The organism is Candidatus Binataceae bacterium (assembly GCA_035508495.1).
Taxonomy (GTDB): domain Bacteria; phylum Desulfobacterota; class Binatia; order Binatales; family Binataceae; genus JASHPB01.
This window is the reverse complement of the sequence record DATJMX010000037.1, coordinates 22629-36639: the sequence shown is the minus strand read 5'-3', so window position 1 is coordinate 36639 and position 14011 is coordinate 22629. Positions and strand designations below refer to the sequence as shown.

The window sequence follows — 14011 nt, the reverse complement described above, 5'->3', positions numbered from 1 at the left end:
GCAGCCGGAAACAACTGGTGGAACACGCTCCTCATCATCACTTTCGACGAGCACGGTGGAAATTACGATCATGTCCCGCTACCGGCTGCGGTGTCGCCCGATCCCGCGGGATTCAACACCGGAGTTGTATCGCTCGATGTCATGCAGATGGCGGCGATCAACCTGAGCGATATCCAGTTGAACAATCTGCAACGCTCGATCATCAATGCCGCACGCGAGTTCTACGGGCTCGATCCGACGGCGGCGCTCCTGCCCAAAAGCGCCAAGGAAGCGGCCGAACTCCTGGATAAAGTCGCGAGATTTCGTTTGCCCGTTCGCAACTTTTACTCGAATGTCGATTTGAGCGAGTGCCAGGCGACTAGGGGCAGTGAACGTCGATCGAACGAATCGAAAGGAGCAACGTGATGAGGTTCGTCTGCCTGGTTTATTTCGAACCGTCGGCGACCGCGGCGCTTTCGCCCACGGACAAGGCCACGCTGGGTCGCGATTCGATGGCTTACGATCAGGAGCTGAGTCGAAGGGGCAGCTATATCGTCGCCGAGGCGCTCAATCCCGTGAGTTCGGCGAAGTGTGTGCGGGTTCGCAAGGGAAAGGCGACGACCACCGATGGGCCCTTCGCCGAAACGAAGGAGCATCTCGGCGGATTCATATTGGTTAACGCCGCCGATATGAACGAGGCGCTCGAAATCGCGGCTGGAATCCCGCTGGCGCAGTTCGGCACCATCGAGGTTCGCCCCGTGATGCAGATGGGCTAGCGCTGGCGACGGCTCATCCGGCAATACGCGCGGGATGAGCCGTCGATCTGTCGATTACTTCGGCGCGGAGTTCTGCAGGAACTCGACCGTGTTGCCCTCGGGGTCCGCGACCATCGCGATTGTGACTCCCGGTCGAAACTCGGTGACAGGAACCGTAGCCTTGATGCCCTTGGCTTCGAGCTGCGCCATCAGGCCGCGAATGTCGGGCACGGAAATCGTGAAATAACGAAAGCCAAGCCCGCGCATCGGGCCGCCCGCTTCAGGCTTGGCCGTCGGCGTGCGCTCGAGCTTGACCAGCTTGATAATCGTGGTGCCGCACTTGAGTCGATACATGCGTCCGTTCGGCAGCGGCAGCTCGCCCTCTGATTCCATCCCGAGGCCGTCGCGATAGAACGCCAGCGCGGCCTTTTCGTCGGTGATCACAATGCCGAGATCGATCGAATCTTTACTTACCTGCATGGGTCTCTCCGTTACTCAAATCTTGCGTGCGGGCCGGCTGGTGCTCGACGCGCCAGTGCTGCCGCGATTTACCGCTACGTTGGATAGCTGGGCTTCGCGCGAGGTTCCAAAGCGCTGCCAGATGTCCGGGCCGGCCGCCGTCAGGCCGCCGTCGACCACGAGCGCCTCGCCCGTCACGAACTCGGAATCATCGCTGGCAAGGAACAGCGCCGCGCCCGCGATATGCTCAGGCTTGCCGTGCTCGGGCCACGGCTGGAAGGAATCCATCCGCTTGCCGGCGCTTGCGGGGTCTCCGCGATCGGTGAGGCCGGTGAGAATTCCGCCCGGGCAGATCGCGTTCACGCGGATACGATCCCCCGCCAGCTGCATCGCCGCCGCCTTGGTCAGGTTGATGACTGCCGCCTTGGCTGCCGAGTACACGGCCGGTCCTGCGCCGCCGCTCAGGCCGGCCACCGATGCAGTATTGATGATCGAACCGCCCTGCCCCTGCTGCTTCATCGCGCGTGCCGCGTGCTTGATTCCGAGGAAGACGCCCTTCGCCAGAACGTCGAAGGTGTAGTCCCATTCCTCGACGTCAACATCCCAGATCGGCCCCAGCGCGCCGCCGACTCCGGCGTTATTAAACACGATGTCAAGGCGGCCGAACTCCGCGATCGCAAGCTTGATCATGCCCTCGATGTCGGCTTCTTTGGCCACATCAGTGCGAATAAAGCGGACCCGATCTTTATGATTCCGTTCCGCCGCGAGTGCCAGCGTCTGCTTGCCTGTGTCTTCGTTGAAATCGGCGACGACGACGGCGGCGCCCTCGTCGAGGAAGCGCATCACCGTTCCGCGGCCCATCCCGCTGGCGCCGCCAGTGATCACTGCCACTCTGTCTTTAAGTCTCATCGCTCAAACCTCACTTGCGCGGAGTCATGTTCTCCAGGATATCGACCTTGCCCGCAAAATCTTCGAGGTCAACCTCCGTGGTCTCAAGAATGCTGGCGGTCTGGCGCCAGTGCCCGATAATAATCAGCAACTCGATAATTTCCTGCGCGCCGAGATGCCGCTTGAGGGCCTGCAAAGTTTCGCGCGAGGCTTTGACGTTCGCATTGACCTCATCGGTGAACTGCAGCACCAGGCGCTCCAGCTCGCTGAAGCATCGCGCACTCGGCCAGTTTTCGATCGCGGCGATCTGCTCCTCGCTCACGCCCACGTGCTTCGCCGCCGGCACGTGCTGCGTCCATTCATAGACCGAATGACAGTCCTTCGCGGTGCGCAAGATCGCAATCTCGCGCAGTCTGGGGTCGATAGCAATCTGCGTGAAGAGGGCGTTGCTGAGGCGGCTGCGCTGAACGAAGAGGCTCTGGGCGTTGGCTGTCATCCGCTGAACGTTGAGGACTACCTTGCCGGCCGTGAGAATCTTCAGAACCTCGGGCGTCGCCTCTTTGTCATCAAGATACGGAAGCAAGGCCATTAGTGAATCCTCCTTGTAAAACCTGAAATCGCTGCTCGATCGTCAAGGGAATTTTTACCGGATTCCCGACGCCAGTCCTAAGCCGGGCCTTTATTTAGTTCAGAAAATCGCGCTCCGCTCAATTCCGTCACGCCATGCCCGTTGGGCAACGCTCCGTTTGTCATGACGGAATTGCAGAGCCTTCACACGCGCTCATTGGTCGCGCAGCATTGCTCGGCATTTGCTCACTTTCCTCCCTCGCCTCTCGAAGCTGGTGAAGAGCAACCGTCTAAAAAGTCAACTACGCATTGCGGAGAGACCGCGAATACCACTTTCGAGAAAGGGCGAATTGGTTTTGAGCATGACGATTAGAACGACAATCAACTTTCGCAACATGCGGTCAGCGCCATGACTTTCTCGCCTGACGTAGCCTCTGATGGAATCCTTGCAACAACGGATTCAGACGAACCGCGACCAGCGTGCATAGGTACAGGCGAGCGCGGACGTCCCCGCGACCACCCCAGATTGCGCGTTTGCCTCTAAAGCATTGCATAGGAAAGCTAATCGAGCTAAACGCTCGAGTTGGAATTGAAAAAGTCAAAAAGGAAGTTTCGGTTAGAATCGCAAAGACATTAGCTAATTCCTGCTGCGGTAAGTCTTACCGTCTGCAATTCGATATCCCTGGAAAGATCACCTTGGATTGCGCTCGCTGGCGAACATCCCGCGATAGCGGCTCAGGCTGCTGGAAGGCATCGGCAAATGGCGAAGGGGTCGGAAAAGGCCGTGACAGAGGGCCGCTGGCCGCGTCTATGGGCGAAGCTGAGTTCCCGCTTTGGCCGCATCCTGTTTTTCATAGTTGCCTCAAGCCTGAGGGCTTTGGCGCGGCCTGTAGTCCTGCTTGCGATTCTGATTGCGCTCGTGCCTCAAGGGGTAGCCGCAGCGTGCAGTGGGGTTAATGTTTGCAGTATTAACCCTTGCTTGAACGGCGGAAGGTGTTCTCAAGATCCGGTTGCGTGTGCCGCCGTGTGCACCTGCCTCCCTGCCTGGACCGGGCAAAATTGCGACTTTCCGGTCGATAACGGTCAGCCTTCGCAGACCGTCAATACGACGACCGATGACAGCGGTTCCAGTGATGGGCTATGCAGTCTCCGAAAGGCGATCAACAACGCCAACAGCCCGGGCGCCGACACCACTGGCGGAGACTGCGTAACCGCCAACGCCACCGACACCATTACCTTCAGCGTCACCGGAACGATCACGCTGAGCGGCAGCCTGCCGACGATCGCTAACTCGTCGCCCGGCAGTTTGACGATTGATGGGACCGGGCAGTCCATCACCATTGATGGTGGAGGTTCCCAGGCGCTGGAAGTCGGGTCGGGAGCGACGCTCACGCTCAATAATCTTACGATTACTAACGGCGGCAACAGTTCAGGGAACGGCGGCGGCATCTATAACAATGGCGGCACACTGACCGTCCTCAACAGCACCCTCTCCAGCAACAGCGCCGGCAATGGCGGCGGCATTGCGAACGAAGGCTCGCTGACGGTCACTAACAGCACCTTCTTCGGCAATAGCGCATCAACCAACGGCGGCGGCATTTTCAATGACAGCAGTGCCACGTCAACCGTGACTAACAGCACCTTCTCGGGCAACGGCACCGGCGGCGGCATCTACAACAACAACTCCGCTGCTAGCGTAACCGTGACCAACACCATCCTGGCTGACAGCGGCTCCGGCACTAACTGCTCCGGCAATGGCGTCACTAATGGCGGCTACAACATCGCCGACGACACGAGCTGCAAATTCGGCAGCAGCACCGGCGCTGATAGCCAGACCCTCGGAGACGGCGTCTCGGCATCGCTCGCCAGCGCACTGGCCAATAACGGCGGACCTGCGGAGACCCTCGCGGAGCTGGTGGGCAGTATCTCGATTGACGCCATCCCCTTTGCCGACTGCATCTTTCCCTCGGGCGCGTTGAATCCTTGTACCGATCCGCCGTCCGTCACCTCGTCCACCCAACTCACCTGCGACCAGCGTGGTCAGCCGCGGCCCGATCCCTTCGATGGTCCGGGCGGCCCGTGCGATATCGGCGCGTATGAGTTTCAGGCGACCTCGCCGACCCCGACTCCCACCCCGACCCCGACCGCGACCGCAACTTCTACGGCAACAGCAACCGCGACTGCCAGTGCGACGGCTACCGCGACTCCAACTCAGACCGCCACGGCCACTGCGACCGCCAGCCCGACTGCAACAGCGACGGCGAGTTCAACCCCAACTGCGACGGCCACCAATACGGCCACAGCTACTGCAACCGCAACGCCGACCGCCACCGCGACCGCGACGCCAACCGCGACCGCAACTTCTACGGCCACAGCGACCGCCAGCGCGACGGCGACAGCGACTCCAACTCGGACCGCCACTGCGACTGCGACCGCCACGGCCACCAGCACACGAACCGCCACCCCAACTCGAACGCCAACTGCCACGCCGACTGCGACGCTAACCGCAACTCCGACGCGCACGCCGACACCCACACCGACGCGCTTCGCCGGAATTTCCGGAACCATAGGATGTCAGCTCGAAAGCGTCGCGGTCCTTTCCCTGCGATATGGAACCCTGAACAACGCCGCGTCGCGGCTGGGTTATCCAAATGTCAACGACCTGGAGAAGGCCATCAATCAATACTGCTTTCCTCCTCGGAGTTGAGAAGAGAGATCCCAAACGATAAGGCGCGGAGCCTGCAACCACAATTGATTCCGCATCTGAAAAGACCGAAGCCGCGGGCCGCGGCATCCACGTCAATCCTGTGTACTTCCAAGGTGGGGCTGAGGGGGCCTTCTCAAGTGAGGACGACAAGGAGGCCCGCGCCAGTCTTCGAGAAGCGAACGCCATCGATCGAGGGCCGGTGACGCTTCTGAGGCGCGCCGACTGGGACTCTCCAGACCTGCCGTGGCGAACCGTGCGCAGCATGCGTGATTACCGCGCGAAAGTAATTTGAGATAAAACCTGAAATCGCTGCTCGATCGTGAAGGGAATTTTTACCGGATTCTCGACGCCAGTCCTAAGCCGAGCCTTTATTTAGTTCAGAAAATCGCCGATTTGCCAGAACAATCGCCGAGAGCTGGTGATGCCGCCAATTACGGCTGAATTGCCGAAGGGCGGCACGCTTGATGCTCTCAGCGCGCGGGACTCTGTGTCCCTGCATCGGGAACCATAGCGGAACTCCCCGGTAAGTGCGTAGTCGAATCGTATCGCGATACGCAGAAAGGTTGCGATAGAAACTCATGGGTGCAAATAACCTCTCGACGGATTCGCCCGCAACGGCCGCCAAGGAAGCGCGAGCGCGGCGCTCGCGAGCGGTCGCCTCTGACACGCCCGCGCAAACGAACGGCGCCGCGAAACCGTGGAAGAACGGAGAGCGGCGCGCCCGCAACGGTCGCGCCGCAAGCCCCGGATTCGACGACCACGCCCTATCGACCGATGACCAGAACGAGCTCCTGCAGTTCATCGAGGTCCTCAAGGCCTTCAAGCAAGGCGATTTCAGCGTCAGGTTCGAATATCAAAAACATGGCCTCATGAGTCAGGCAGGAGAACTGCTCAACGACGTTCTCGGCCTGAACGAGCACATGACAAAGGAACTCGTGCGGGTCGGCAAGATCGTCGGCCAGGAAGGCAAGATGTTCGAGCGGGCGTCGGTCGGCGCCGCGCGCGGCGACTGGGCGGTGGGGATGACCAGCGTCAACCAGCTGATCGCCGACCTCGTATCCCCCACCAACGAAGTTGCCCGCGTTATCACGGCGGTCGCGCGCGGCGACCTGTCGCAGAAGATGGCGCTCGAGATCGAAGGGCGGCCGGTTCGCGGCGAGTTTCACCGCATCGGCGAGACCGTCAACAGCATGGTCGATCAGCTCAACTCGTTCGCCGCCGAAGTCACGCGCGTCGCCAAGGAAGTCGGCAACGAAGGCAAGCTCGGCGGTCAGGCCGACGTTAAAGGCGTCAGCGGCACCTGGAAGGACCTCACCGAGAACGTCAACGGTCTCGCCGCCAACCTCACGGCTCAGGTCCGCAATATCGCCAAGGTTACCACCGCAGTCGCCGAGGGCGATCTGTCGCAGAAAATCACTGTCGATGCGCGCGGTGAAATCTTCGAGCTCAAAAACACCATCAACACCATGGTCGATACGCTGCGCTCGTTCGCGGCGGAAGTTACCCGTGTCGCCAAGGAAGTCGGCACCGAGGGTATGCTCGGCGGGCAGGCCGAGGTTCGCGGCGTCAGCGGCACGTGGAAGAATCTGACCGACAGCGTCAACGTCCTGGCCGCGAATCTGACTACCCAGGTCCGCAACATCGCAAAAGTTACTACCGCGGTCGCGAACGGCGACCTCTCGCAGAAGATCACTGTCGATGCGCGCGGTGAAATCTTCGAGCTCAAAAACACCATCAACACGATGGTCGATACGCTGCGATCATTCGCCGCCGAAGTTACCCGTGTCGCCAAGGAAGTCGGCACCGAAGGCAAGCTCGGCGGCCAGGCCGACGTCAAAGGCGTTTACGGCACCTGGAAAGATCTCACCGATAACGTCAACGTGCTCGCGACCAATCTCACCGTTCAGTTGCGCGACGTTTCGAAAGTCGCAACCGCGATCGCCAACGGCGACCTCACGCAGAAGATCACGGTCGATGTCCGCGGCGAAATCCTTCAGATCAAAGACGTGATCAACAAGATGGTTGATCAGCTCAACTCGTTCGCCGCCGAAGTTACCCGCGTCGCCAAGGAAGTCGGCACCGAGGGCAAGCTCGGCGGCCAGGCGGAGGTCAAAGGCGTCAGCGGCACCTGGAAGGACCTGACCGACAACGTCAACGGCCTCGCCGCAAACCTCACCACCCAGGTCCGTAATATCGCGAAGGTTACTACCGCAGTTGCTAATGGCGACCTGTCGCAGAAGATCACTGTCGATGCGCGCGGTGAAATCTACGAACTGAAAAACACCATCAACACGATGGTCGATACGCTGCGATCGTTCGCCGCCGAAGTCGCACGCGTCGCCAACGAGGTTGGTACGGAAGGTAAGCTCGGCGGTCAGGCCGAAGTTAAAGGCGTCAGCGGCACCTGGAAGGACCTGACCGATAACGTCAACGTCCTCGCCTCGAACCTCACTGTTCAGTTGCGCGACGTGTCCAAGGTCGCAACCGCGATCGCCGATGGCGACCTCACTCAGAAGATCACGGTCGACGTCAAAGGTGAAATCCTTCAGATCAAAGACGTCATCAATAAGATGGTCGATCAGCTGAACTCCTTCGCGGCGGAGGTCACGCGCGTCGCCAAGGAAGTCGGCACCGAAGGCAAGCTCGGCGGCCAGGCGGAAGTTAAAGGCGTCAGCGGCACCTGGAAGGACCTGACCGACAACGTCAACGTTCTGGCCGCGAATCTGACTACCCAGGTCCGTAACATCGCAAAGGTTACTACCGCGGTCGCCAACGGCGACCTCTCGCAGAAGATCACCGTCGATGCGCGCGGCGAAATCTTCGAACTCAAAAACACTATCAATACGATGGTCGATACGCTGCGCTCGTTTGCGGCGGAAGTTACCCGCGTTGCCAAAGAAGTCGGGACCGAAGGCAAGCTCGGCGGCCAGGCCGACGTCAAAGGCGTTTATGGCACCTGGAAGGATCTCACCGACAACGTCAACGTCCTGGCCGCGAATCTCACTACCCAGGTCCGCAACATCGCAAAAGTTACTACCGCGGTCGCTAACGGTGACCTGTCGCAAAAAATCACCGTCGACGCCCTCGGCGAAATCTTCGAACTCAAAAACACCATCAACACGATGGTCGATACGCTGCGATCGTTCGCGGCGGAAGTTACGCGCGTCGCCAAAGAAGTCGGGACCGAGGGAAAACTCGGCGGCCAGGCCGACGTCAAAGGCGTGTACGGCACCTGGAAGGATCTGACCGACAACGTTAACGTCCTGGCCTCCAACCTCACCGTACAGCTTCGCGACGTCTCCAAGGTCGCCACCGCCATCGCCAACGGCGACCTTACTCAAAAGATCACCGTCGATGTCCGCGGCGAAATCCTCCAGATCAAAGACGTGATCAACAAGATGGTCGATCAGCTGAACTCGTTCGCCGCCGAAGTTACGCGCGTGGCGAAAGAAGTCGGCACCGAAGGCAAGCTCGGCGGCCAGGCCGAAGTCAAAGGCGTCAGCGGGACGTGGAAGGATCTGACCGACAACGTCAATTTCATGGCCGCGAATCTGACCAAGCAGGTGCGCGGCATTATCAAGGTCGTTACCGCGGTCGCGACCGGTGACCTCTCGCAAAAATTCGTGCTCGAAGCCAAAGGCGAAGTCGCGGGCCTGGCGGAAACGATCAATAGCATGACCGACACGCTGCGAACCTTCGCCGACCAGGTCACGACGCTCGCGCGTGAAGTCGGTATCGAAGGGAAGCTCGGCGGCGAAGCTATCGTCCCTGGCGTGTCGGGCGTATGGAAGGACCTCACCGACAACGTCAATATCATGGCCGGCAACCTGACCAAGCAGGTCCGCGGTATCGTCAAAGTCGTGACCGCAGTCGCGAGCGGTGATCTCTCGCAGAAGTTCGTCCTCGAAGCGCAAGGTGAAGTTGCCGCGCTGGCCGAGACCATCAACGACATGACCACTACGCTGCGCATATTCGCAGATCAGGTCACCACGGTTGCGCGTGAAGTCGGTATCGAAGGAAAACTTGGCGGTCAGGCAAAAGTTCCCGGCGCGGCCGGCACCTGGCGCGACCTCACCGACAACGTCAACCATCTCGCAGGAAATCTCACTTCGCAGGTGCGCGCGATTGCCGAAGTCTCGACCGCCGTCGCGAAGGGTGACCTTACCCGTTATATCACCGTCGAAGCGCAAGGCGAGCTGGCCGCACTCAAAGACAACATCAACACGATGATCGGCAATCTCAAGGACACGACTAACAAGAACCAGGAGCAGGATTGGCTAAAGACCAACCTGGCGCGCTTCTCCAGCTTGATGCAGGGGCAGCGTAATATTGTGTCGGTCGCCCAGTTGATCATGAGCGAGCTGACCCCGCTGCTCGACGCCCAGCAGGGCGCGTTCTATACGATGGAGACCGACGCGGTCGGCGAGCCCGTACTCCAGTTGATCGCCAGCTATGGCTTCGGCGGCCGCAAATCTCTGGCTAATCGCTTTCGCCTCCAGGAAACGCTCATCGGCCAGTGCGCGTTCGAGAAAAAAAGAATACTGCTTCGCGATGTACCTTCGGACTTCATCTATATTGCGAGCGGTATGGGAGAGGCCCCGCCTCGCTCCGTCGTCGTGCTTCCAGTCCTGTTCGAAGGTGAAACCAAAGCTGTTATCGAACTGGCCACGCTCAATCAATTCGGCGCCAATCACCTGACCTTCCTCGATCAGCTCACTGACTCGATTGGTGTTACGCTCAATATCATTTCTTCCGGAATGCGCACCGACGAGCTATTGCAGCAGCTCAAGAAGTCGAATGCCGAACTCGAAGCGCAGGCCAGTGAGCTCAATGACAAAGCCAAGCTACTCGAAATCAAGAACAACGAAGTGGAGCTGGCGAGCCTGAGCCTCGAAGAAAAAGCCGAACAGCTGCAACTCATTTCGCGATATAAGTCCGAGTTCCTGGCCAATATGAGCCACGAGCTGCGCACTCCACTCAATAGCCTGCTCATCCTGAGCAAGATGCTGGCGGAGAACGAGAACGGCAATCTCACGGAAGAGCAGGTCAAGTTTGCGCAAACGGTATACACATCGGGCAACGACCTGCTGTCGCTGATTAACGAGATTCTCGACCTGTCGAAGGTCGAGGCCGGTAAGATGCCGATCGAGCGCCGGATGGTTCGCCTCGCGGAGATCCACGATTACCTTTGGCAGACGTTCCGCCACGAAGCCGCGCAGAAGTCGCTAGCCTTCGAAATAAAAATGGATCCAACGCTGCCAGACAGTATCTTCACCGATGCCAGTCGTTTGCAGCAGATCCTGAAGAATCTCCTCTCCAATGCATTCAAGTTCACTGCATCGGGCGGAGTCGTGATGACGGTGAAAACTGCATCCATCGAGCGTGGCGAACCGATGCTAAGTTTCGTCGTGCAGGATACCGGAATTGGTATTTCGCCCGACAAGCAGAAACTCATCTTCGAGGCTTTCCAGCAGGCGGACGGTACAATCAGTCGCAAATATGGTGGTACCGGACTCGGACTGACTATCAGTCGCGAGATCGCGCGCCTGCTCGGCGGATCGATCGACGTCGTGAGCGCGCCGGATCAAGGCAGCACGTTTACCCTGACGCTGCCAACCACGCGCAGCGGGGCCGAGCTTCCGATCCTCGACGAACGCATCAGGCTCGATGAACGCTTCGAAGGAAATATTCCGGCGCTGCGCGACGGCGCCAGCTTCGAGGGCGCCAAGGTGCTGCTCGTCGATGACGACGCGCGCAACATTTTCGCACTGCGCTCGGTACTCGAAAAGCAAGGTATGAAGGTCCTTCACGCCGAGAATGGACGGGTCGCGCTCGAGATATTGCATCGCGAGCCGGATATCGAAGTTGTGCTGATGGATACCATGATGCCGGAGATGGACGGCCTCGCGGCGACCAAGGCGATCCGCGAGATTAAGCAGTTCGCCACCCTGCCGATCATCGCTCTTACCGCAAAAGCCATGAAGGGCGATCGCGAGAAGGCCCTCGAGGCCGGCGCGACTGACTATGTCACCAAGCCGGTCGAGCTCGAAAAGCTCCTCGCGGTTGTAGACTATTGGCGCACGGGCATTGAGCGCATCGCCCCCGCGATTACTCAGAGCGTAACGACCGATGGGTGAACTGCAACCCGCGGTGCATAGCCGTGCCGGCGTTCTGCTGGTTGACGACGTAAAGGCGAACCTGATCGCTCTTTCGGCGCTCCTGAAGCCGCTTGGGGCGCGCCTGGTCGAAGCGCAGTCGGCACGCGAGGCGCTGCTTGCGATCCAGCGGGAGCAGTTCGCGGTTGCGCTACTCGACGTCCAGATGCCCGAGATGGACGGCTTCCAACTCGCGGCGGCGCTTCGGGAGCTGGAGTACGGGCGCCGCCTCCCGGTTCTGTTCGTGACCGCGATTCACCAGGATGACTCTTACGTGAGGCGCGGCTATGCCGCGGGCGCAGTCGACTACATCACCAAGCCCTTCGACGCCGAGATCGTGCGCGCCAGGGTTCGCGGCTTCGTCGATCTGTTCGAGGGCCGCGAGCGCTACCGCAACAAAGAACTATTTCTGCGCACCAGCGAACGCGATGAGGCCGAGCGCAAGCTCAGTGCATTCGTGCGAATCACCGCGGCCGATTGGGAAGAACCTCTGCTGGAGGGATTCTTTCGCGAGCTGCTGGCCGTCTTGCTGGATGCTGCCGACACCGCGGATTCTGCCGCGATCCTGTTGCGGGAACAGGGCGAGTACGTCGTTCACGCGGCGGCCGGCACTAATCGATCGATCTTTCAGAAAGTCCCCGATCTGGTCGGCGCCCTGGAGTCAAAAGCGACGCCGCCGTTCAGCGTTATCGAATTGTCTGCAACTTCGCCGGTGACGGCGCTGTCCTGCATCCCGTTGATTCACACTGGCGAAATCTACGGTTTCGCTTGTATCGCGTCCTCGCGCGCATCGAGCTTTTCGCCCGGCGATCTTGTGCTGTTTCGCGCGGTCGCTGAGCGGGCAGCCTGGGCGCTCAGCCAGCAACTCGAGCGCCGCCTGTTGTACGATGTGTTCGGCGCGATTCCAGCTCTTATCTCGATCCTGCGAATGCCCTCGATGAAGTGCATCTTCGCGAGCCCCGAATTGCGCGGCCTGACAGGCAAGCGCGATCCCGTCGGTATCAGCGCGTCGGACATGGGAATGGGGTCCGAGGCCCTGGCGCTCATCGAGGAGGCCTATCAAACGGGCAAGGCCGTTTCAGCCGACGAGCTGCCCTTCATGTCGAATGGCTCGGAGCGTTTCGTTCAGTTCACCGCCCAGCCGCTACGCAATCTTGCGGGGCCAATCGATCGTGTTATCACCTTTGCAACCGAAGTGACTTCGCTCGTGAAGGCGCGCAAGCTGATCGAAGAGCACGAGGTCCAGCGGTCTCTGCTGCTCGAAAAGGAACAGACCGCTCGCGCTGAAGCAGAGCGCGCCAATCGCGAGAAAGACGAATTTCTCGCCATGATCTCGCATGAGCTGCGCACCCCGCTTCAGGCCATTTTCGGATGGACCGCGATCGCCCAACGAAAGGCGCCACCGGAGCTGAAGCAGGCGCTCGAGACCATCGAGCGCAACGCCAAGCGCCAGACCAGCCTGATCGAGGACCTCCTCGACGTCTCGCGAATCACCAACGGCACCCTGCGGCTCGATCGCGGCACAATCGATCTCGCCGAAGTGATTAACGCCGCGGTCGACGCGATTCAGCCAGCGGCGAAAGCAAAAAACATCGCTCTTGAGGCTGCGGTTTCCCCGTTTATGGATTTTACCGGCGATGCGGAACGCCTCCAGCAGGTCTTTGGTAACATCCTGTCAAACGCGGTCAAGTTCACGCCGAGCGGCGGCCGAATCAATCTCGAAGCGAAAATTCTTAAAACCGGTTTGCAAATCTCGATAAGCGACACCGGCGAAGGAATCGCCCCGGATGTCCTGCCCTTGATCTTCGACGCGTTTCGCCAGGGCAGCAGCTCCTCGACTCGCCGCCACAGCGGAATGGGACTGGGCCTGACGCTCGCCAAGCGCTTGCTGGAGGCCCATGGCGGCTCGATCGGCGCCGCCAGCGCAGGCCCCGGCCAGGGCACGACCATCACGGTCGACCTGCCCTTGGCGAAATCGGCCAGGGCCGCCGAATCGCGCGGCCCCGAAAACGCAAACAACCAACTGACCAAGGGACCTGGCCTGAGTCATCTCAAGATCCTGGTCGTCGAAGACGACGATGACGCACGTGAACTCCTGTCGGAGATCCTGCATCATCACTTCGGAGCGTCCGTGACGACCTCCGCGTCTGCCGCTCAGGGCATAGCAGTCCTTCAGCACTTCCATCCGGATGTGGTGATCAGCGATCTTTCGATGCCCGAGGTCGACGGCTACGACTTCATACGCGCCGTGCGCCAGCTCGACGCTAAGGCGGGCGGGCACACCCCCGCGATCGCGCTCTCAGCACAGGGACGCGCCGAAGACGGCGGCCGTGCGCTAAAAGCAGGCTTTCAGCTCTACGTATCCAAGCCGGTAGATATCGCGCACCTGGTCGCCGCGATCACCAGCCTCAAGCCAGCGCCTGAGACCTCTCACTGAGTTTATCTCTGCTAGCCGTCTGCGGAGATTGCAGTCCGCGGCCGACCCACATTTGCGCCCGCAC

The 14011-nt window shown here is 60.1% G+C and carries 7 protein-coding genes and 1 pseudogene; 5 read left to right on the top strand and 3 right to left on the bottom strand.

The window, feature by feature from the left end:
* The first annotated feature begins 15 nt into the window (after positions 1-15).
* Both VMA09_12580 and VMA09_12575 read left to right on the top strand, forming a co-directional pair.
* Positions 16-405 (top strand): annotated as a pseudogene (locus VMA09_12580) (alkaline phosphatase family protein).
* A complete protein-coding gene (locus VMA09_12575) occupies positions 405-755 on the top strand; it encodes a YciI family protein (protein HUA34436.1) in 351 nt (116 codons plus the stop codon). Before VMA09_12580 ends, VMA09_12575 begins: the two are co-directional and overlap by 1 nt.
* 54 nt (positions 756-809) lie before the next feature.
* Here the strand turns inward: VMA09_12575 and VMA09_12570 are convergent, their stop codons facing one another.
* Genes VMA09_12570 through VMA09_12560 form a run of 3 tightly spaced genes read right to left on the bottom strand, consistent with a single transcriptional unit; the run spans position 810 to position 2670 of the window.
* Positions 810-1214: a VOC family protein gene (locus tag VMA09_12570; protein HUA34435.1), complete on the bottom strand. Its 405-nt coding sequence runs from the start codon at positions 1212-1214 to the stop codon at positions 810-812.
* 15 nt (positions 1215-1229) lie between these two features.
* Entirely contained in the window at positions 1230-2102 is an 873-nt protein-coding gene (locus tag VMA09_12565) for an SDR family oxidoreductase (protein HUA34434.1), read from the bottom strand.
* Between the two features lie 10 nt (positions 2103-2112).
* Positions 2113-2670: a carboxymuconolactone decarboxylase family protein gene (locus tag VMA09_12560; protein HUA34433.1), complete on the bottom strand. Its 558-nt coding sequence runs from the start codon at positions 2668-2670 to the stop codon at positions 2113-2115.
* A gap of 1002 nt (positions 2671-3672) precedes the next feature.
* Here VMA09_12560 and VMA09_12555 point away from each other — a divergent pair.
* From VMA09_12555 to VMA09_12545, 3 genes are all read left to right on the top strand, one after another.
* Positions 3673-5355, top strand: coding sequence for a CSLREA domain-containing protein (locus tag VMA09_12555; protein HUA34432.1), 1683 nt, complete (start codon positions 3673-3675; stop codon positions 5353-5355).
* Between the two features lie 578 nt (positions 5356-5933).
* A complete protein-coding gene (locus VMA09_12550) occupies positions 5934-11492 on the top strand; it encodes a HAMP domain-containing protein (protein ID HUA34431.1) in 5559 nt (1852 codons plus the stop codon).
* Positions 11485-13947, top strand: coding sequence for a response regulator (locus VMA09_12545; protein ID HUA34430.1), 2463 nt, complete (start codon positions 11485-11487; stop codon positions 13945-13947). Before VMA09_12550 ends, VMA09_12545 begins: the two co-directional genes overlap by 8 nt.
* The last annotated feature ends 64 nt before the right edge of the window (positions 13948-14011 follow it).

Coding starts and splice junctions, on each gene's coding strand:
- VMA09_12565 (HUA34434.1), bottom strand. CDS start 2,102: ATGAGACTTAAAGACAGAGTGGCAGTGATCACTGGCGGCGCCAGCGGG.
- VMA09_12570 (HUA34435.1), bottom strand. CDS start 1,214: ATGCAGGTAAGTAAAGATTCGATCGATCTCGGCATTGTGATCACCGAC.
- VMA09_12550 (HUA34431.1), top strand. CDS start 5,934: ATGGGTGCAAATAACCTCTCGACGGATTCGCCCGCAACGGCCGCCAAG.
- VMA09_12560 (HUA34433.1), bottom strand. CDS start 2,670: ATGGCCTTGCTTCCGTATCTTGATGACAAAGAGGCGACGCCCGAGGTT.
- VMA09_12545 (HUA34430.1), top strand. CDS start 11,485: ATGGGTGAACTGCAACCCGCGGTGCATAGCCGTGCCGGCGTTCTGCTG.
- VMA09_12575 (HUA34436.1), top strand. CDS start 405: ATGAGGTTCGTCTGCCTGGTTTATTTCGAACCGTCGGCGACCGCGGCG.